The organism is Paenibacillus dendritiformis (assembly GCF_021654795.1).
Taxonomy (GTDB): Bacteria; Bacillota; Bacilli; order Paenibacillales; family Paenibacillaceae; genus Paenibacillus_B.
In genome coordinates, this window is the sequence record NZ_AP025344.1 from 6,495,431 (window position 1) to 6,515,519 (window position 20,089).

The window sequence follows — 20,089 nt, forward strand, 5'->3', positions numbered from 1 at the left end:
CGATCAAAGAGCATGCGCCTGCGCGCTAATTGATCTGACCGGCGATTTCCGATACGATGGTTACAATGAGGAATAGGCACTTCGTGGCCTGCGTAGACGAGGAGCGGGGACGGTTGGAGTGCGGGAGACGAAGGAGTGAACAGAATGGCCAAGAGAGTAAAAGTGGCCGAGATGGTGGAGCAGTTCCATCTGGAGGTACTGGCCGGGGAACCGGGGTTGAAGCGGCCGATTACAGTGGATGATTTGCATCGCCCCGGCCTGGAAATGGCGGGTTACTTCGAATACCATCCGAAGGAGCGCGTTCAACTCCTCGGCAAGACCGAGCTTGCGTTTTTCGAGACGCTGACTCCAGAGGAGAAACGGGATCGGATGTATCATTTCTGTTCGGAAGAGATGCCCTGCATCATCGTGACGCGGGGATTGGATGTGCCGGGGGAGATTATCGACGTATGCCAGGAAGAAGACGTGCCCTTGCTGCGGACGCAGTTGGCGACGACCATTCTCTCCAGCCGCATTACGAGCTTCCTGGAGAAGAAGCTGGCACCGACGACGACGATTCACGGCGTCTTGGTCGATGTCTATGGCGTCGGCATGTTGATTACCGGAGGGAGCGGCATCGGGAAGAGCGAGACGGCGTTGGAACTGGTCAAGCGCGGCCATCGTCTGGTCGCCGACGACGCGGTCGAGATTCGGCAGACGTCGGACAACCAGCTTCACGGTTCCGCACCGGAGCTAATCCGGCATTTGCTCGAGATTCGCGGCATCGGCATCATTAATGTGATGACGCTCTTCGGAGCCGGCGCCATCCGCAACAACAAGCGGATCAGCGTCGTCATTCGCCTGGAGAATTGGCAACAGGATAAGCAATATGACCGTCTTGGCCTGGATGAGGAGACGACGCGCATCATCGAGACGGATGTGCCGCTCGTCACTGTGCCGGTTCGTCCCGGACGGAATCTGGCCGTCATCATCGAGGTGGCTGCAATGAACTTCCGGCTGAAGCGGATGGGCTACAATGCGGCGCTTCAATTCACGAACAAGCTGACCGAGACGATTGCCGAGGACATGGAAGACTTTGATTGAGATTAGCATTCTCAACCCATAAGGAGTGTGGATGGATGGCAACGATGTTGCTGGATCCGGTGGCATTTTCGATCGGCGCGATCAAGGTCCACTGGTATGGCATTATATTAGGCACAGCCGCGGTGGTCGGCTTGCTGCTGGCAATTCGGGAAGGCAAAAGATTTGGGATTTCTCAAGATTTTTTCATGGATTTGCTGCTGTTCGGCGTGCCTTCCGCCATTGTCGGGGCACGTATCTATTACGTTGCCTTCAAATGGGATGATTACAAAGATAACTTATTGGAAATCTTTAAAATCTGGCATGGCGGAATTGCCATTTATGGCGCATTAATCGGCGCCGTGATTTGTGCGCTTATCTATGTCAGAAAAAAAGGATATTCGTTCTGGCGCATCGCGGATATTTGCGCGCCGGGCTTGCTGATCGGACAAGCGATCGGACGGTGGGGCAACTTCGTGAATCAGGAAGCGTACGGAGGGCCCACAACCGAAGCGTTCCTCCGCGATACGCTGCATCTGCCGAGCTTCATCGTCAACCAGATGAATGTGAACGGAACCTTCCATCATCCGACCTTCCTGTATGAGTCGCTGTGGAGCTTCGTGGGCGTGCTGCTGCTGTTCGGCTTCCGCCGGCTGCGCGGGGTGAGAAGCGGGGAAGTGTTCATCGGCTACCTAATCTGGTATTCGATCGGCCGGTTCTTCATTGAGGGGCTGCGTACCGACAGTCTGGCCTACCAGGGATCCGGATGGGTGGAATCGATCATCGGCACGCTATGGTCGCCGATGCGGGTCGTATTCGAGCCGGGGTATCTCGATCCGAATTACGGCAATGTTCGGATCTCCCAGCTGCTGGCTATCTTCCTGATCGTCGGCGGCCTCGCGCTTATCATCATCCGCCGGGTAACCGGGGCTTCGAAGGCGCTGTACCGCGATCCGATTGTATCGACCAAGTCCGCCTCGGTTATGGAAGCGGCCGAGCGCGGCACGAACGACGCCGGAAGCAAGACGGAGGCGGAAGCTCCTGCGATGCCGCAGTCGGGTGAGGAGGCCAGCTCTTCCCGGGACGGGGCCGAGGACAAGCCTGAACCGGCGGAGCAGTCTGCGGCTGCGCAAGAGGAACGTGACATAAAGGAGAAATAGCAACATGATTCGTACCGTATTGTTCGATCTGGACGGAACAATTATCGATACCAATGAACTGATTATCGAGACTTTCCTGCATGTGCTGCTGGAGCGCACGCCGACTCCGCTGACGCGGGAGCAGATTATTCCGAGCATGGGAATGCCGCTCGAATTTCAGCTTCGGAAGTTCAGCGGCTTGGACGATGTCGAGGAGCTTAAAGCCGCTTACCGCCGCTACAATCTTTCCCGGCATGATGAGCTGGTGCGTGAGTTCCCGCATGTGAAGGACGTGATTGGCGCCTTGCATGAGGGCGGCATCCGGCTCGGCATCGTCACGACGAAGATGCGCGAGACGACAGAGCGGGCCTTGCGCATGTTCGGCTTGCTGGATAAGATGGGCGTCGTCGTCACGATTAACGACGTCCAGCATGCGAAGCCGCATCCGGAGCCGGTGCTGCTCGCCATCGAGAAGCTGAAGGCCGATCCGGCGACCACGCTTATGGTGGGCGACAGCCCGGCCGATATCCAGGCGGCCAACGCGGCGGGCGCTATCTCCTGCGGCGTAGCCTGGTCATTGAAGGGCGAAGCGGTGCTTCGCCAATACGAACCGCGCCATATCATCCATGATATGCGCGATATTTTTACACTCGTTGGATGGGAGCGGGAATCCAAGTGAGAGATCTGGAGCGGCATCCTGTCGAAGGGCCGAACAGCCTGTGGCAAATCTACCGGTCGGTAAGCCCGTGGAAGGGCGTCTGGAACTTCATCTGGGTTCAGTTCGCCCGTTACTGCCCTTCGGTGCGGCTCAAGCGCTGGGTTTATGTGCATCTGTTGAAGATGAAAGTCGGGCGCCATACCGCCTTCGGGCTGATGGCTATGGTCGATGTCTTTTTCCCGGAGTATATCGAGGTCGGGGAGAACACAATTATCGGCTACAATACGACGCTGCTGGCCCATGAGTATTTGACAAAGGAATACCGTCTCGGCAAGGTCTGTATCGGCAGCCATGTGATGATTGGAGCGAACAGCACCATTCTCGCAGGCGTGACGATTGGCGATCATGCCGTGATCGCGGCCGGGACGGTCGTGCATAAGGATGTATTGCCCGGCCAGATGGTCGCCGGCAACCCGATGCGGGTGATCCGCGAAGCCGACCCGGCTTCCGGCGGGGCAGACGGTTCGGGGGCCGAATCATGATCCGGCAGTCGAATGGGAGGCTGCCGGTTTTTCCTGTTGGAGGTTGTGGCAGCGGGTGCGTTGTATGCGAGAAATGACAAACATTGGGGAATGTGCTAATGTTGGATAGATGCCACAAAGAGATGGTGTAGAGGATGAAGGGAATGAGGATGAGACGTGCTGCAGGCGCGGTGCTCCTGATTGCTCTGCTGTGCGTTGCGCTGTTCATTGATCTTGACAGGAAGGATACTGTCAGCCGCCCTCTCGTCTGGAAGGGTCAAGCCAACCAAGGCGAGTACGCGCTTCAAGCGGGCGGCGAATGGTATATCCCGGCTGATGCGCTGCAGCAAGCATACGGAGTAGACGTACATATCGTCGATGAAGGATACGAGCTTCAGCTGTTCCCGACGACGAGGCCGGAATCGCAGTGGGATTATAATCCGGTCTTTTATGAGGATAAGGTTGTTGTACTCATGTACCACAATGTGCAGAAGAACCCGGACAACGTCACGTTTATCTCGCCGGAGCAGTTCGAGGAGCAGCTTCTGGCGATAATGAGCAGCGGGTTTCATTTTATAACCATGGATGAATATATCGATTATATGCTGAACGGCGCGCCGGTCCCGCCGAATGCGGTGCTGCTTACCTTCGATGACGGGTACGAGACATTCTATACGGAGGTGTACCCGGTGCTGCGGAAATATCATCTGACCGCCACGAACTTCGTTATCGTCGAGACGATTGATAATCCGAAGCAGACCAAGCACAAGAAGCTGACCTGGGCGCAGATGCGCGAGATGAAGGAGCAGGGGATGAGCTTCTACAGCCATACCTTCAACTCTCATGCGTACCGCACGGTGAATGAACGGGGCTATCTCCGGCCAATGCTGACCTGGAAGAGGTATCTGAAGAAGGAAGATCGCAAGGAGACCGAAGAGGAATACGAAACGCGGGTTCGGGACGATCTGGCCAAGGCGGAGCAGGTGCTGAAGCAGGAGCTGGGCAATACGCACAGCTTGCTGGCATTCCCGTTCGGCGCCTATAACAGCAAGGTGCTGGAGATTTGCCGCGAGCTGGATATCCCGGTTACGTTCACCGTTCGCCCCGGGATTAACGGGCGGACCAACCGGAACGGGTTCCGAATCAATGCAGGGAATCAGCAGATTGCGACCCCAAGGCTTATCGAGCAGATGCGGAACGGGGGAGCGCATACGAAGGTGGCCCGGGTCAAGCCGAGCCGAACCGTGACCTGGAACGGCGCGGAGCTGATGATGTCTGTCCCTCCTATCGTGAAGAACGGAAAATGGTATGTTGCGCTCAACGATTTAAAGCATCACTTCCGGTTGAGCTACAAGATGAGAGATGCGGATCGCAGCATCGAGTTGTTCCCGGGAAAATATTCGGATAATGGCATATAAAATACCGTCACGCGGAAACTTTACTAGTCGAATCCTCCATTAGAAGCGGTGCTTTTCGGTTGAGATCGGGCGAATTTTGACATATAATGTTATGTTGTAAATGTTTTTCATTTTACAACATCCCAACCTTGTTAACTTAGGAGCAGGCGCTGCCGGACTGTACAAACTGGCCGCGCCTGTCTGATCAGATGCTTGCCTGCCGGCAGGTGTCGGAAAGGGAGGACAATGAGCCGAAAAGAGCACATTACTGCCATTCCTATTGTGCGAGCGCTGGCCATGATTGGCGTCATCAGCGTGCATTCCACCTCGCAGGCAACGGTAGATATGGTTGATTCGAACTGGTATTATCTGTACAACTTCTTCAATATCTTTTTTAAATACGGTACCCCGACCTTCATACTGCTGAGCAGCTTCGTGCTCTTCTACAACTATGGCGGACGGGACAAGCTGGAGCCCGCCGTGCTGGGCAAGTTCTACCGGAACCGGCTGCTGTATGTGATCATACCGTATATCGTCGCATCGACCGGGTACTTTCTGATGCAGCATCTAATGTATTACCGTACCCGCGGCTTCGAGGATTCGATGTATTCCTTTTTTGCGAAATTACTGACCGGCTCGGCTTACACGCACTTATACTTTGTTTTTATCAGCATTCAGTTCTACATTTTGTTCCCGTTGATGCTCAAGCTCTTCCGGTCCAAGACGATATTGGCCTGGTCGATTCCGCTCGGGCTGCTGCTGCAGTGGGGCTTCGTGCTGTGGAACAAGTATGACCTCCAGATTGTCAACAAAGGCAGCATCTCGCTGTCTTATGTCAGCTATTATTTTCTTGGCGCTTATGTCGGGCTGAATTTCGAGAAAATTCGGCCGTGGCTGACGTCGCTCGGGCAGAAGGGCAATCCGTCTCGCTACCGGATCGGGTCGCTGGCGCTGTGGGGCGCTTGGCTGCTGTTCGCCATGCTGCACGTTCAGGTGTGGTTCTGGTCGCGTTCGACCAACGAATGGACCAACTCGCTGGTCTATGAGATGCTGTGGAACTTCCACACGCTCACGTCGGCCATCGTCTTGATGCAGCTATCCTTTTTCCTGGAACGGAAGCTGCCCGATTGGCTTCGCAAGGCTCTCGTGCAGCTGGGGGATCTGTCCTTCGGCATCTACCTGCTGCATCCCGTGTTCCTTGCCTTGTACCGCAAATATGCTTGGCATGGAGGCGGGTCGCTCGCATATATGCTGTATATCGCGGGAGGTTATGCCGTCGCGCTCGGCTTGTCCTGGCTCGTCGTCTATGCCGCATTCCGCTTCATCCCGCTCGCTTGGATCGGATTCGGGGCCGTGCCGCGAAGCTTCAAGGCGAAGCGGGCGCCGCGGCAAAAGTCGGGATCCGTCACCCCGGGTACCGGCGCATAATGAATGTACAAGACCGTCTGTCTCTGCAGGCGGTCTTTTTGCCGTGCACGGGAGCGTTGCAGAAGACCTGCCTAGGGATTGACGATGACGATGATCCGTGATAATATTACCTTTAAATTTTTACTTCATTTTGCTAATAAATTAACTTGGTAGTACTGTACCATATTAAAGTAAAATGTTTATCAATACGGGGTGAGTCCATGTCGAAGCCGAGAATGTTCGAGAAGCCGTCCGGCGTGCGGGATTATTTGCCGGAAGCGGTTCGCAAGCTAAGAGAAATCGAGCGGAAGGTGCTCCATACGATGGAGTGCTGGGGATATGCGCAAATTATTACCCCGACGATGGAATTCTATGACACGGTAGGGACGGCCAGCGCCACCTCCGATCAGAAGCTGTTCAAGCTGCTGAACCAGCGCGGAACGCCGATGGTGCTGCGTTCGGATATGACGGGGCCGATCGCGCGCGTCGTGTCTTCCTTGCTCGGCAAGGAGCCGTTCCCGATTCGCCTGTCTTATCATGCGAATGTGTTCCGGGCGATGGAAGACGAAGCGGGGCGGGAGGCCGAGTTCTTCCAGACGGGCGCGGAGCTGGCGGGCGACGGTTCCCCGGAGGCGGATGCGGAGGTCATCGCGCTGGCGATCGCCTGCCTGAAGGCGTCGGGGATCGAGCGGTTCAAGGTGGCGCTCGGCCATCACGGATATGTGCAGAGCTTGTTCGAGGATGCGCTGCCCGGGGATGAGGAGAATCAGCTCCGCCTGAAGCAGCTCCTGATTCAGCGGGACGTGGTCGGCTACCGGACGCAGGCGAGCCTGCTCGGGCTGGATGCCAGGAGGAGCGGGCAGCTGGAGGCGCTGCTGCAGCTCCGGGGCGGGCGCGCGGTGCTGGACCAGGCGCGCACGCTGTCCGGGAAGCCGGAGATGGCAGCCTCGCTTGCTCATCTGGAGCAGGTATGGGAAGTGCTGGAAGCGTATGGAGCGGCGGATCATCTGCTGCTCGATTTGACGATGCTGGGGGACTTTTCTTATTATACGGGCACCATTTTTGAAGGATATGCCGCAGAGATGGGATTCCCGGTCATGAGCGGCGGGCGTTATGATCATTTGCTGCAGCAATTCGGCCGCCCTGCTCCGGCGACAGGCTTCGCGCTCAAGACGACGCGCATTATGGATGCGTTGTCCCGGCCAGGCGAGTACGAAGAGGAGCAGGCGAAGCCGGTGCTGATTCAATATGAGGCGGCCAGGCGGGCGGACGCCTTGGCGGAAGCGGCCCGGCTGCGGGCGGAAGGCGCGATTGCCGTTACCCGGCTGCTTGGTGAAGGTGCGGCGGCAGGAACCTCCCGGGACGGAGCGGAAGCCGAAGGTCTGCCGGACGGGGGCCGATACCACAAAGTGCTCACTTTTAGGCAATCGTGACAGAGGAGAGATGACGGGAGCAGGGCCGGGAGCGGGAAAGGCGCTGCGCCTCGCGGCCCGCGTGAAGACAGGAGGGATATGATGCAGGATTGGTTGAAGGTGGCCATGCCGAAGGGCCGGATCTACAAGCAGGCTTCTACGCTGTTCCGCGATGCGGGGCTGCCGGTCCCCGAGGATGAGGAGGATTCCCGCAAGCTGATCATCGATGTGCCGCAAGCGCGGCTGCAGTTCATTATGGCGAAGCCTGTCGACGTTCCGACTTATGTCGAATACGGCGTGGCGGATGTCGGCATCGCCGGCAAAGATGTGCTGATGGAAGAGAATAAGGATGTCTATGAGCTGCTTGACCTCGGCATTGCCCGCTGCCGGATGTCGGTGATTGGCCTTCCGTCTTGGAAGCCATCCATTCATCTGCGGGTCGCGACGAAGTACCCGAATGTCGCATCGCAGTATTTTCGGGAACAGGGACAGCAGGTGGAAGTGATTAAGCTGAACGGCTCGATTGAACTGGCCCCGTTAATCGGACTGGCGGACCGGATCGTCGATATGGTCGAGACCGGCCAAACGTTGAAGGAAAACGGGCTGGTGGAGCTGGAAGAGATGTTCGGCATTACGAGCCGGCTCATTGCGAACCGGGTCAGCTATCGGATGAAGAACGAAGCGACTCAGCAGTTATGCGACAGGATTCAGCGCGTCGTGCCGCCGCAGCCGTAGGGGGCGCGGGCCATTATGCAGATACAGTTGCGAGGAGATATGGAAGGATAGACGGAATGGCAGGCTCGCGGTTGACGGGACCCGCCGCCGGATAGAGCCGGCGATGCGCCCGGGCGCCTGCGTTACATTTCAGGAGAGGACGGGAGGAGCAGGTATGCGGATTATCGAAGCAGCGGATTGGCGTGTGGAGCGGAAGGTGGATTACGGAACGCCGGAGCAGTTGGAGGCGGTTCAGGCGATTATCCGGGATGTGCGGAAGGAGGGGAATGCGGCGGTTCTCCGTTATACCGGACAGTTCGACCGGATGGAGCTGTCTCCGGCCCAGCTGCGAATCGCACCGGAGGAGATTGAGTCCGCCTACGGGCAAGTGAAGGACACCTTCCTCGCCGCTCTGCGCGAGGCGGCCGCGAATATCCGCGCGTTCCATGAGAAGCAGAAGCGGACGTCATGGATGGATTTCCAGCCGGACGGCACGCTGCTGGGGCAAATCATGCGGCCGCTCAAGCGGGTCGGCGTCTATGTGCCCGGCGGGAGCGCCGCTTATCCTTCGTCCGTACTGATGAACGTCATCCCCGCTCAGGTTGCGGGCGTGCCCGAGATCGTCATGGTCACGCCGCCTTCGACCGGCGGCAAGGGAGGCATCGACCCGCATATTCTGGTCGCGGCGGCGGAAGCCGGCGTGAAGGAAGTCTACCGGGTTGGCGGAGCGCAAGCGATCGCCGCCCTGGCTTACGGCACGGAGACGATCGCCCCGGTGGACAAAATCTGCGGGCCCGGCAACATTTATGTCGCCCTGGCGAAGCGCGAGGTGTACGGCGCGGTCGATATCGACAGCATCGCCGGCCCTTCCGAGATTGTCGTCCTGGCGGATGCGACGGCGACGCCGGCCTATGTGGCGGCCGATCTGCTCTCCCAGGCCGAGCATGACGCGATGGCGTCCGCCGTGCTCGTCACCGACTCGCGCGAACTGGCTGAAGCGGTGGCGGCCGAGGTGGAGCGGCAGCTCGCCACGCTGCCGCGACGGGAGATTGCGGCGAAGTCGCTGGAAGGGTACGGCGCCATTGTAGTGGCGCCCGGGCTGAAGGAAGGCGTGGAGCTGGTCAACCGGCTCGCGCCGGAGCATCTGGAGATTGTAACGTCCGATCCGATGGAATGGGTGGGAGCGATCGAGAATGCCGGCGCGATCTTCCTCGGCGAGTACAGCTCCGAGCCGGTAGGCGATTATTACGCCGGGCCGAATCATATCATTCCGACGAACGGCACGGCGCGCTTCTCTTCGCCGGTCGACGTCGATATGTTCATGAAGAAGTCGAGTCTGATCCGGTACAGCCGGGAGGCGCTGCAGAGGGACGGGGAGCGGATTATGGAGCTCGCCCGCCACGAAGGCTTGGAGGCGCATGCCCGCGCAATTGGAATCCGGCTCGGGCAGATGAACGAATAGAACACCGGCTGCCGGGACAGGGATAGCTGTCCGGCGCCGATACCGCAATACAGCATACACGAGAAGAAGGGCGGAACCATCAATGGAATATGAAGCATTGCACACGCGGGAAGCGGCCATTGCCCGCACCACGAATGAGACGGATATACAGTTGTCGTTCAATGTAGACGGAAGGGGCACGAGCCGCCTGGAGACAGGCGTGCCGTTCCTGAACCATATGCTGGACCTGTTCGCGAAGCATGGCCAGTTCGATCTCGCCGTTCAGGCGAGGGGGGACACGGATATCGATGACCACCATACGGTGGAGGATATCGGCATTTGTCTCGGCCAGGCGCTGCGCGAGGCGCTCGGGAACAAAGCGGGCATCCGGCGCTATGCCTCGGTGTTCGTTCCGATGGACGAGGCGCTTGCCCAAGTCGTCATCGATCTGAGCAACCGGCCTCACTTCGAGCACCGCGCGGTCTATCCGGCCGCCCGGGTCGGGGCGTTCGATACCGAGCTCGTGCATGAATTTCTATGGAAGCTGGCGCTGGAGAGCCGCATGACGCTCCATGTTATCGTCCATTACGGGCAGAATACGCACCATATTATCGAGGCCGTATTCAAGGCGCTCGGCCGGGCCTTGGACGAGGCGACCGCGATCGATCCGCGCGTGCAGGGCGTTCCGTCCACCAAGGGAGTGCTGTAAGCGATGATTGCGGTATTGGATTACGGAATGGGGAATCTGCACAGCGTCAGCACGGCGGTGGAACGACTGGGCTATGAAGCGGCGATCTGCCGCGAGCCCGGAGAGCTGGCGGAGGCCGATGGCATCATTCTGCCCGGCGTGGGCGCGTTCGGCGATGCGATGGAATCGCTGCAGACGACCGGCCTCGGCCGGTCGTTCACGGAGGCGGTGCAGGCCGGCAAGCCGGCGCTCGGCATCTGCCTCGGCATGCAGCTCCTCTTCGAGGAAGGGGAAGAGCATGGCCGCCATGCCGGACTCGGGCTGCTGCCCGGCCGGGTCGTCCGCTTCGAGGGCGGCCATTACAAGGTGCCGCATATGGGGTGGAACCGGCTGCAATGGCGGCAGGCGGATCATGCGCTGACGGCCGGGCTGGAGGAAGGGCATGTCTACTTCGTCCACTCGTACCATGTGCTCGCCGGGGAGCAGGAGGACGTGATCGCCGCCTGCGAGTACGGAGGCCATGCGGTGACGGCGATGGTCGGCCGGGGCCGCCTGTACGGCATGCAGTTCCATCCCGAGAAGAGCGGAGAAGCCGGCCGGGTGCTGCTGGAGCGGTTCCTCCGTCTGGCCGAGGGCCCGCGAGCGGCCCGGGAGTGATTTGCGATCCGGGACGGAAGAGGGTTGATTGCCGAGGCTCTATTGTCGAAGAGGTCTGTCGCGAAGGAGAAGGAGAGAAGGCGGAGGCGCGGGCAAGGAAATGCGCGAGGCATGAGCGGGAAAAGTGCAATGGGGGCGATGATGGGGGAAAGCTGCAAAAGTGCGCGGTATGGGCGATGATGGGCCAAGGCTGCAAAAGTGCAGTTTTTTGACTGTTTCTTCAGTGAAAAGAAGAAATTCCTGCAGCGTTGCATCCATTTCGTGAAATAAAGGGTGGATTGCGGAATCTATGGGCTAGATGATGTATTTTTTTGCAGGATTGGCGTCGCATACGCTTTGCCCCAAAAAACAAAACTGTAATTTTGCAGGATTGGCAGGACAGCGGGAGCGCGTGCAGGTGTTGCATCCGAAGAGAGGAAGTATGTCAGAACGGAAACACAAGGGGTTCCAGTGAAGGGGTTTGAGTGACAAGGGAGGTAACCGTATGACGGCATTTACAATTTATCCGGCCATCGATATCCGGGGAGGACGCTGTGTGCGGCTTGTTCAGGGCGACTACGGCCAAGAGACGGTCTATGATGAATCTCCGCTCGATGTGGCTCGCCGTTGGGAGCGGGAGGGCGCATCCTGGATTCATCTTGTCGATCTGGACGGCGCGAAGGCCGGGCACCCGGTCAATGACCGGCTCATCGGAGAGATCGCCCGCACCGTCGGCGTGCCGGTGCAGGTGGGCGGCGGCTTGCGGACGCGAGCGGATGTGGAGCGGCTGCTGGAAGCGGGCGTGGCGCGAGTCATTCTCGGCACGGCCGCGATTGAGGATCGCGCGTTCGTCGAAGACGTGCTGACCCGGCACGGCGCCCATGTCGCGATCGGGATCGATGCGCGCGACGGCTATGTGGCGACGCGCGGCTGGCTCGAGACGTCGGAGGTGCAGGCGGAAGCGCTGGCTTGCCAGCTCGCCGAAGCGGGCGCGAGGACGTTCATCTTTACGGATATTTCCCGCGACGGCATGATGCGGGGGCCGAATGTGGAGGCGATCGCGGCATTGGCCCGGGCTTGCGGCCAGCAGGTCATCGCCTCGGGCGGCGTCAGCAGCATGGCGGATGTGGAGACGCTGGCCGCTCAGGCCCAGGATGGCGTCAGCGGAGCCATTATCGGCAAGGCGCTGTATACCGGGAGCGTTCGCCTGGAGGAGGCGGTCCGGCTGGCCGGGACGGCCGGAAGCGGAGGGCGTCAGTCTTCCGTGTAAGGATGGCGCTGGCCGATCCGGCCTGAACCAAGGGTCTTGGGAACAGACAGACCGAGCCTCATTTCAGGGAACGAATGCCTGCGAGAACCAGGCGGTTGGAAAACCCCTGTTTTTTGTGAAGGGGTGGAGAAGGTCCATTTTCCTCATCCAAACTTTGGCTCTTAGAGCGTTTTAAATCGATTTTCTCTACCGGGAGAAGAGATCAATCACAAGTAAAAAGCCCCATAGACTACTCAATGGCCTGATTTTACGGGATCCAAGCGACCGCGTCGGATGCTGGGGGCATCATCGCATTATCCGGCCTGCTGGAGGCATTATCGGCCTGCTGGAAGCATCGTTGCCTCCTGGGGCTTGGACGTGCGGAGGAAATTGCTGCTATTTTACAGGAATTTCGGCTTAATGAGTCCACATCCCGAGGAATTGCTGCAAATCTGCATCATTTTAGGCCCTTTTGCTTCAAGCCGAAGCGAAACGGGGAAAATTCCTGTCATTTTGCAGGATTCCCTTTCTGGAATAGTCGTCCATATCGAATTGCTGTATTTATGCAGGATTTCGCTTACTGAATAGGAGCGTCTGGAGAAATCGTGGAGTTTTGCGGATTTCGACTGCCGGATGGGCGTGTCTAGGGAAATGGTGCAGTTTTCAGAATGGTGGAAATATCCGTTTCCCTACTCAAAACTTCTTTCTCAACAGCCTGGAGAACGGAGGAATGCACATGTTAGCCAAACGAATCATCCCTTGCCTCGACGTCAAGGACGGGCGGGTCGTCAAGGGCGTTAACTTCGTCCAGCTGCGCGATGCCGGCGATCCGGTGGAACTGGCCGCCTTGTATGATCGGGAAGGCGCCGATGAATTGGTCTTCCTCGATATTTCCGCCTCGGTGGAGGGGCGGGCCACGATGATCGAGGTCGTCCGGCAGACGGCGGCCGAGATCTCGATTCCCTTCACGGTGGGCGGGGGCATCGGCCATGTCGACGATATGATGCGGATTTTGCGCGCGGGCGCGGACAAGATCGGAATCAATACGGCGGCCGTGCAGCAGCCGTCCCTTATCCGCGATGGGGCGCGCCGCTTCGGCTCGCAGTGCATCGTCGTCGCGGTGGACGCCCGCTACCATGAGGAATGGGGCGAATGGGAGGTCTATATTCACGGCGGCCGCACGCCAACCGGTCTCCGCGTCCTGGAATGGGTCCGGGAAGCCGAGAAGCTGGGCGCCGGCGAGATACTGCTGACGAGCATGGATGCGGACGGAACGAAGGATGGCTTCGATATTCGGCTGACCCGAGCCGTATCCGATGCGGTCGGCATCCCGGTGATCGCTTCCGGCGGCGCCGGGCGCGCCGATCATTTCCTGGAGGCGTTCCAGCAGGGCGCGGCGGATGCGGCGTTGGCGGCTTCTATTTTCCACTATAAAGAGGTGTCGGTACAGGAAGTCAAAGCGATGCTGCGCCTGCAAGGGGTGAATGTGCGATGACAGAATCGGGAAAGACGGCAGGGCTGAGCGCCTATGGGGCGGCATTGGCGGATCGCATCCGCTGGGACGGGCAGGGGCTCGTGCCGGCGATCGTTCAGGATGCGGGCACCCGGGAGGTGCTGATGATGGCCTATATGAGCCGCGAGTCGCTCCTGAAGTCGTGCGAGACGGGGGAGACTATCTTCTGGAGCCGCTCCCGGCAGGAGCTGTGGCATAAAGGCTCCACCAGCGGCAACACGCAGCGCATTGTCGAGCTGGCCGCCGATTGCGACGGGGATACGCTGCTGATTCAGGTGATCCCGAACGGACCCGCCTGCCATACGGGCACGTACACCTGCTTCGACGCAGACCGCAGCGAGACGGATTCGGGGTCTGAAGCGCCGGAGGCCTCGGGAGCATGGCGGGACGGAGCGGATGGTGCAGAACGGGAACGGCCCGCCGATCCGTATCCGGTGCTGGCGGAGCTGGAGCAGGTAATCGCCGTGCGGGAGGAGAGACGGCCCGAAGGGGCGTATACGACCTATTTATTTGATTCCGGCATCGATAAAATATTGAAGAAGCTTGGCGAAGAGAGCGCCGAGGTGCTCATCGCCGCCAAAAACGGCGATAATCTAGAGCTTACCGGCGAGGCCGCGGATTTGCTCTTCCATTTGCTGGTGCTGCTGCGCGAGCGGAAGCTGCCGTTCTCGCAGGTGCTGAATGAGCTGCAGCGCCGGCATCAAGGGCCGCGCCGCGATGCCTATAATGTTCACGGCAAGATCAAGAGTTCAACTGAATCGTAAGCAGCTGCATGGGCGGACGCCTGTTCCTTGACTGCGAGGAGCGGGGGCCGCTTTTTGTGTGCGGGAAGCGGAATCGTCAGGGGAGTCAGGGCGCCGATTCGGGCGGAACCGCCCCCGGGTTCTGCCTGCCTCCCGTCTTCGCTCCACTGCTCAAGAGAAAGCCATTCCCTTTCCGCTCGGAACGGCTTAACGAAGGGGTGGGGGAAGGCGCGTCATTATGGTATACTGAAGGTTATGTATACAACGATGATGCGGCAGGAGGTGCCTTGGCGATGGCAGGAGAGAAGCCACATCGAACCGGCAGGGACAACGCGGATGCGCACGGCAATGTCGTGATGTTCCCGGTAGATGCGGCCGCGTATTCCGATCGCGCGGTAAAATTATTAGATCGGCTGCAATATGACAAGGCATTGCGGTATTTCCGCAGAGCGGTCGAATGCGAGCCCGGCGATGCGATTCACCAGTGCAATCTGGCTGGGGCGTTGGCAGAGACGGGGCGCTTCGAGGAGTCGAATCTCATCCTCCGCCATATTGTGAACGAGCTTGATCCATCTATGAGTGAATGCTACTACTATATGGCGAATAATTTCGCTTATCTTGAATGTTTTCAGGAGGCGGAGGCAGCGCTGGATATTTACCTGGCGCTTGATCCCCAGGGGGCATACCGGAACGAGGCGCTGGAAATGAAGGAAATGCTCCATGACGAGATGAACCGGCCCGGATCGTACGCGGAAGCCAAGCCTCCAGCCAATGCGGCAGCCCTCGAAGAAGCGGCCAGAGGCTTGAAGGAAGCGGCGGCCGCATTGAGCCGGGGGGCAGAGCCGGAAGGAAGCGGCGAGTTGGCGTCTCTGCCCGGACAAGCCCGGGAAGCGCGGAGCGGGCCGGAAGCCGAGCATCAGGAAGCCCGGCGGATGATGGAAGAAGGCCGTTTCCTGGAAGCGGGGCGCGTTCTGGAGCGGCTGCTGGAAGCCAATCCCGGGGATCTGCCTGCCCGGAACAATCTGGCGCTGGCCTATTATTATATGGGCTTCTTCAAGGAAGCCCGCGAGATGCTTCACCAGGTGCTGGCTCTGGATCCCGGTCATCTGCATGCGCTATGCAATCTGGCCATATTCGAGCGGCAGGCGGGACGGACCGAACAGGAGCGGGAGCTGATGGAGCGGATGGCCAAGCTGCAGCCGTTCCATCGGGAGCCGGCCTTCAAGCTGGCGAACACGCTCGGTATCCTCGGCCGGCACGAGGAGGCTTACCGCCATCTGCGGCGCCTGCTCGCGACCGGATCTCCTGCCGAGCCTGGCGTCTATCATTGCGCGGCGGTGGCCGCCTGCCATCTCGGCCGGTACGATGAAGCGGCCGGCTGGTGGGCCGCCTGCCGGCGCCTCGATCCGGAGAGCGGCATCGGCTCGTATTACTTGGAGCTGCTCCAGCGGAGCGCCGGAGGCCTTCCGGATCCGGTGCCGAGTTATCATTACCGCGTTCCTTACGAGGCGAAGGCGCGCTCCGGCCGGCGGGCCGAGCGGTCCGCGGCAGCGGAACGCAATGTCCGGCGCGAAGCTGGGGATGCGGTGGCGGCCGAGGAATGGGAGCGGCAGTTGAAGTCGGATCCGCTCGTACGCTCGTCCCTGTTCTGGGCGCTTCGCTCGGGCGACTCCGCGACGAAGCTGCAGGCGCTTCAGGCGATGAGCCTCATTAATGATGACGAGGCGAAGCAGGCGCTCCGGGGGCTGCTGCTCGATCCGGAGCAGGACGGTTACGTGAAGGAATTGACCGTCTATGTGCTGCGCCTGCTTGGCGTAGAGGGCGCGCTTGAAGTGGAGTGGAACGGCAAGAAGCAGCTCGTGGACGGGTATTATCTGGGGGGCGGTCTCTCCGCCTGGGAACCGGGCTGGCAGCAGGTGATCGATTCGATCCGGACCGGGATGAACGGGCGGTATGACATGATTCGGATGCATGACGCGGAGAAGCTCTGGATTGAATTTCTCCGTCGGTCATATCCTAATGAAGTGCCGCGCATCGCGAAGGCGGACTCTTGGGCGGCGGCGATTGAATATCTTATCGCGAAGAAGCACGGCCATCCGATCACCCGCAGCGAGGCAGGAGAACGGTACGCCGTATCCGCCGCGACCGTCGCGAAGCATGCCAAGCGCATCGAGGAGGCATTCGGCGCAGAGGCAACCGAGACGAACATCTACCAATAGTCGCGTTTTCCCAAGTTGAGAACGCGGCGTGTTCAGAAGGCTGCTTTTTTCCTGAATCCCTTCGGGCTCAAAAGCGTACTTTTTGAATAACCTCTAATAGTGAAGGAGGCCTTTTCATATGGAGAAGAAAGTATATAAATCGGTCGTGATCGGAACAGGACCTGCGGGGTACACAGCGGCGATCTATCTGGCGCGCGCCAATCTGAATCCGCTCGTCATCGAAGGTCCGCAGCCGGGAGGCCAGCTTACGACGACAACCGACGTAGAGAACTTCCCCGGGTTCCCGGACGGGATTATGGGCCCCGAACTGATGGAAAACATGCGCAAGCAGGCGGAGCGCTTCGGCACGACATTCGTGACCGGCTGGGTGACGGATATTGATATATCGCAGCGCCCGTTCAAGCTGACGGGGGAAGGTCTGGAAGAAATCTGGGCCGAGACGCTCATTATCTCGACCGGAGCCAGCGCGAAGTATTTGAACATTCCTGGGGAGCAGGACAACATCGGCAAAGGGGTCAGCGCTTGCGCCACGTGCGACGGCTTCTTCTTCCGGGGCAAAAAAATCGTCGTCGTCGGCGGCGGAGACTCCGCGATGGAGGAGGCCAACTTCCTGACTCGCTTCGCCTCGGAGCTGACGATCGTGCACCGGCGCGACGAACTGCGCGCCTCCAAAATCATGCAGGAGCGGGCGCGCGAAAACGCGAAGATCTCTTGGGCGCTGAACCGGACGCCGCTGGAGGTGCTGTCGACGGGCATGGGCGTCACCGGCCTCAGAGTGCGCAACAACGACACGGGCGCAGAGGAAGTCATCGAGACCGACGGCTTGTTCGTGGCGATCGGGCATAAGCCGAACACCGACTTCCTGCGCGGCAAGGTCGAGCTGAACGAGCAAGGCTACGTGATCGTGAAGCCGGGCACGACCGAGACGAGCGTTCCGGGCATCTTCGCGGCTGGCGACGTGCAGGACATGAAGTACCGCCAAGCGATTACCGCGGCAGGTTCCGGTTGTCAGGCCGCGCTGGATTGCGAGAAATTCCTGGAAGGCAGCATGGTTCACGACTGGAGCACGACTTTGGGGTAACCGTTCTGTGTGGCCGGGGTTTCCCGGACTCGGGAGCGAGACTTCCCGGCAGCGAGATAAGTAGATTTTTTGCAACAATTTCATCGTCGAGACGGAGCCTGCGGGCTCCGTATTTGATCTCGCGGGGCTGGCGGCGAAGAGCGCGCGGAATCGGCCCGGGAAGGGCCCGGATCGCCCCTGCGGGCGGGCCCCGCACGCCTTGACCTGTTTCCGGCGTTCGCGTATAGTGGGTACTGAAGTAACATACGATTAAGGATACGATTACAAGTATAAAGGTGGATGACGCATGTCTGAGCAAATCTACGTGGGTGTCGATTTGGGCGGAACGGCTATCAAGGTCGGTATTTGTGATACAGAAGGCCGGCTGCTGCAAACGTTCGAAGGTCCGACTGAAGTTGCCAAGGGCCCCGATACCGTCATAGACAACATTGAGAACTATATTCGCCGGATCGTGGAGGAGTCTCCTTACGATTGGAGCCAGGTGGCTGGAATTGGTGCAGGGGTCGCTGGGTTTACGAATGTGAAGGAAGGCGTTATCTTGTTGGCGCCCAACGTAGGCTTCAAGGATGTGCCGATTCGTGCCATATTGGAAGAACGGTTGGGCAAGCCGGTCAAGATCGACAATGACGCCAATGTGGCGGCGTTGGGAGAAGCGTGGAGCGGCGCGGGCAAAGGCGTCGACAATTGCGTCTGCTATACGCTGGGAACCGGTGTCGGCGGCGGCATTATTATCAACGGGAAGATTGTGCAAGGATTTTCCGGCATGGCCGGAGAGCTGGGCCATATCGCCGTCATTCCGGATCTGGAAGCGATTCAGTGCGGCTGCGGCAAGATGGGCTGCCTGGAGACGGTCTCCTCCGCAACCGGCATCATCCGCATGGCGAAGGATGCGGTAGAGCGCGGCGATCGCACGTCCCTGTCGCTGCTGGAGGAGATCGCGGCGAAGGATGTGTTCGATGCGGCGAAGGCCGGTGACGAGGTTGCCGTCCGCATTATCGCGCGCGCAGCCTTCTACTTGGGCAAATCCATGGCTGCGGTGGCGGTCACCTTGAATCCGGAGCGGTTCATTATCGGCGGCGGCTTGTCGAAGGCCGGCGAGTTCTTGTTCGAGCAAATCCGTGAGACGTTCATGAAGCTAACACCTGAACCGGTTACGCGCGGCGTATCGATCGTGCCGGCTGAGCTAGGCAATGATGCAGGTATGATTGGTGCGGCTGGGTTGTTCTTGCGTTCGTAATCGGCATTGGTAAGGGAGAGGACGAACGATGATCGATTCAACAGAAACGGCAGCGCTTGCCAAATTAGTCATCATTACGGGGATGTCCGGTGCGGGCAAGACCATAGCGGTACAAAGCCTGGAGGATCTCGGATTTTTCTGCGTAGACAACTTGCCTCCTGTGCTAATCCCCAAATTCGCGGAGCTGATTGAGCAGTCCAAAGGGAAAATCGGAAAGGTCGCGCTCGTTATCGACTTGCGCGGGCGGGAGTTTTTCACGGCCTTATCGGAGTCTTTGAATTATATTAGAGAACATTATACAATTAATTGTGAAATTTTGTTCTTGGATGCGACGGATGAAGTCCTCGTCCAACGCTACAAGGAGAGCCGGCGCCGCCATCCACTGAAGCCGAACGGCATGCCCCTGGAAGGCATCAAGATGGAGCGCAAGCTGCTGGAGGATTTGAAGGGCTGGGCCAATCAGGTGATTGACACGAGCAGTCTCAAGCCGGCACAGCTCAAAGAACGCATCGTCTCGAGGTTCACGCAGGCCGATCAGAACTGCATGTCGGTCAACGTCACCTCCTTCGGCTTCAAATATGGGGTTCCTATCGATGCGGATCTCATTTTTGACGTGCGGTTTCTGCCAAATCCTCATTATGTGGAACAGTTGCGCCCGCATACCGGCCAGGATATCGAAGTGTATGATTATGTTATGAAATGGCCGGAGACGCAGGCTTTCTTGAGCAAGCTGCTCGACTTGCTTCAATTTCTGCTTCCCCAATACCGCAAGGAAGGGAAGAGCCAGGTCGTCATCGGCATCGGCTGCACTGGCGGGAAGCACCGTTCCGTGGCCGTCGCGGAATATTTGGGCCGCACGCTCGGTTCCAGCGAGACGGAGGTCGTTCGCGTAAGCCATCGGGATTCCGAACGCGATCGGCATTGATGGGGGGATACTGAAGTGCGGATAGGAGAAGAGCGCGAGCTGCCGCGCAT

The 20,089-nt window shown here is 59.0% G+C and carries 18 protein-coding genes; all 18 read left to right on the plus strand.

Going from position 1 to position 20,089, the window contains the following annotated elements:
* The first annotated feature begins 144 nt into the window (after positions 1–144).
* The 18 genes from hprK to rapZ all read left to right on the plus strand — a co-directional run bounded on the left by hprK (position 145) and on the right by rapZ (position 20,039).
* Entirely contained in the window at positions 145–1,083 is a 939-nt protein-coding gene (hprK, locus tag L6439_RS28940) for an HPr(Ser) kinase/phosphatase (RefSeq protein WP_168181768.1), read from the plus strand.
* A gap of 35 nt (positions 1,084–1,118) precedes the next feature.
* The gene (lgt, locus tag L6439_RS28945; protein ID WP_213468450.1) at positions 1,119–2,219 is read left to right on the plus strand and encodes a prolipoprotein diacylglyceryl transferase; all 1,101 of its coding nucleotides are present in this window, start codon (positions 1,119–1,121) and stop codon (positions 2,217–2,219) included.
* Positions 2,220–2,223: 4 nt separating this feature from the next.
* Positions 2,224–2,877, plus strand: a complete 654-nt coding sequence (ppaX, locus tag L6439_RS28950) for a pyrophosphatase PpaX (RefSeq protein ID WP_213468451.1) — start codon at positions 2,224–2,226, stop codon at positions 2,875–2,877.
* Positions 2,874–3,398 carry an acyltransferase gene (locus L6439_RS28955; RefSeq protein WP_172879064.1) on the plus strand — a complete coding sequence of 175 codons (525 nt, stop codon included), beginning with the start codon at positions 2,874–2,876 and terminating at the stop codon, positions 3,396–3,398. The genes ppaX and L6439_RS28955 overlap by 4 nt, the downstream gene beginning before the upstream one ends.
* Positions 3,399–3,541: 143 nt before the next feature.
* The gene (locus L6439_RS28960; RefSeq protein ID WP_213468452.1) at positions 3,542–4,795 is read left to right on the plus strand and encodes a polysaccharide deacetylase family protein; all 1,254 of its coding nucleotides are present in this window, start codon (positions 3,542–3,544) and stop codon (positions 4,793–4,795) included.
* Positions 4,796–5,020: 225 nt separating this feature from the next.
* Positions 5,021–6,202 carry an acyltransferase gene (locus L6439_RS28965; protein WP_213468453.1) on the plus strand — a complete coding sequence of 394 codons (1,182 nt, stop codon included), beginning with the start codon at positions 5,021–5,023 and terminating at the stop codon, positions 6,200–6,202.
* Between the two features lie 200 nt (positions 6,203–6,402).
* Positions 6,403–7,614, plus strand: a complete 1,212-nt coding sequence (locus tag L6439_RS28970; protein ID WP_213468454.1) for an ATP phosphoribosyltransferase regulatory subunit — start codon at positions 6,403–6,405, stop codon at positions 7,612–7,614.
* Between the two features lie 81 nt (positions 7,615–7,695).
* Positions 7,696–8,328, plus strand: a complete 633-nt coding sequence (hisG, locus tag L6439_RS28975; RefSeq protein ID WP_213468455.1) for an ATP phosphoribosyltransferase — start codon at positions 7,696–7,698, stop codon at positions 8,326–8,328.
* Positions 8,329–8,482: 154 nt separating this feature from the next.
* Positions 8,483–9,769, plus strand: a complete 1,287-nt coding sequence (gene hisD, locus L6439_RS28980) for a histidinol dehydrogenase (RefSeq protein WP_213468456.1) — start codon at positions 8,483–8,485, stop codon at positions 9,767–9,769.
* A gap of 82 nt (positions 9,770–9,851) precedes the next feature.
* Positions 9,852–10,457: an imidazoleglycerol-phosphate dehydratase HisB gene (gene hisB, locus L6439_RS28985; protein ID WP_168181777.1), complete on the plus strand. Its 606-nt coding sequence runs from the start codon at positions 9,852–9,854 to the stop codon at positions 10,455–10,457.
* 3 nt (positions 10,458–10,460) lie between these two features.
* Positions 10,461–11,093: an imidazole glycerol phosphate synthase subunit HisH gene (hisH, locus tag L6439_RS28990; RefSeq protein ID WP_213468457.1), complete on the plus strand. Its 633-nt coding sequence runs from the start codon at positions 10,461–10,463 to the stop codon at positions 11,091–11,093.
* 484 nt (positions 11,094–11,577) lie between these two features.
* Positions 11,578–12,342 carry a 1-(5-phosphoribosyl)-5-[(5-phosphoribosylamino)methylideneamino]imidazole-4-carboxamide isomerase gene (gene hisA, locus L6439_RS28995; RefSeq protein ID WP_213468458.1) on the plus strand — a complete coding sequence of 255 codons (765 nt, stop codon included), beginning with the start codon at positions 11,578–11,580 and terminating at the stop codon, positions 12,340–12,342.
* A gap of 715 nt (positions 12,343–13,057) precedes the next feature.
* The gene (hisF, locus tag L6439_RS29000; protein WP_168182682.1) at positions 13,058–13,816 is read left to right on the plus strand and encodes an imidazole glycerol phosphate synthase subunit HisF; all 759 of its coding nucleotides are present in this window, start codon (positions 13,058–13,060) and stop codon (positions 13,814–13,816) included.
* Positions 13,813–14,598: a bifunctional phosphoribosyl-AMP cyclohydrolase/phosphoribosyl-ATP diphosphatase HisIE gene (gene hisIE / locus L6439_RS29005; protein WP_168182683.1), complete on the plus strand. Its 786-nt coding sequence runs from the start codon at positions 13,813–13,815 to the stop codon at positions 14,596–14,598. The genes hisF and hisIE overlap by 4 nt, the downstream gene beginning before the upstream one ends.
* A 272-nt stretch (positions 14,599–14,870) precedes the next feature.
* On the plus strand, positions 14,871–16,796 hold the full coding sequence (locus L6439_RS29010; protein WP_168182684.1) for a tetratricopeptide repeat protein: 1,926 nt from the start codon (positions 14,871–14,873) through the stop codon (positions 16,794–16,796).
* A 118-nt stretch (positions 16,797–16,914) separates the two neighbouring features.
* Positions 16,915–17,877, plus strand: a complete 963-nt coding sequence (gene trxB / locus L6439_RS29015; RefSeq protein WP_168182685.1) for a thioredoxin-disulfide reductase — start codon at positions 16,915–16,917, stop codon at positions 17,875–17,877.
* A 286-nt stretch (positions 17,878–18,163) separates the two neighbouring features.
* The gene (locus L6439_RS29020; RefSeq protein ID WP_168182686.1) at positions 18,164–19,114 is read left to right on the plus strand and encodes an ROK family glucokinase; all 951 of its coding nucleotides are present in this window, start codon (positions 18,164–18,166) and stop codon (positions 19,112–19,114) included.
* Positions 19,115–19,142: 28 nt separating this feature from the next.
* Entirely contained in the window at positions 19,143–20,039 is an 897-nt protein-coding gene (gene rapZ / locus L6439_RS29025) for an RNase adapter RapZ (protein WP_168182687.1), read from the plus strand.
* Positions 20,040–20,089 lie beyond the last annotated feature (50 nt).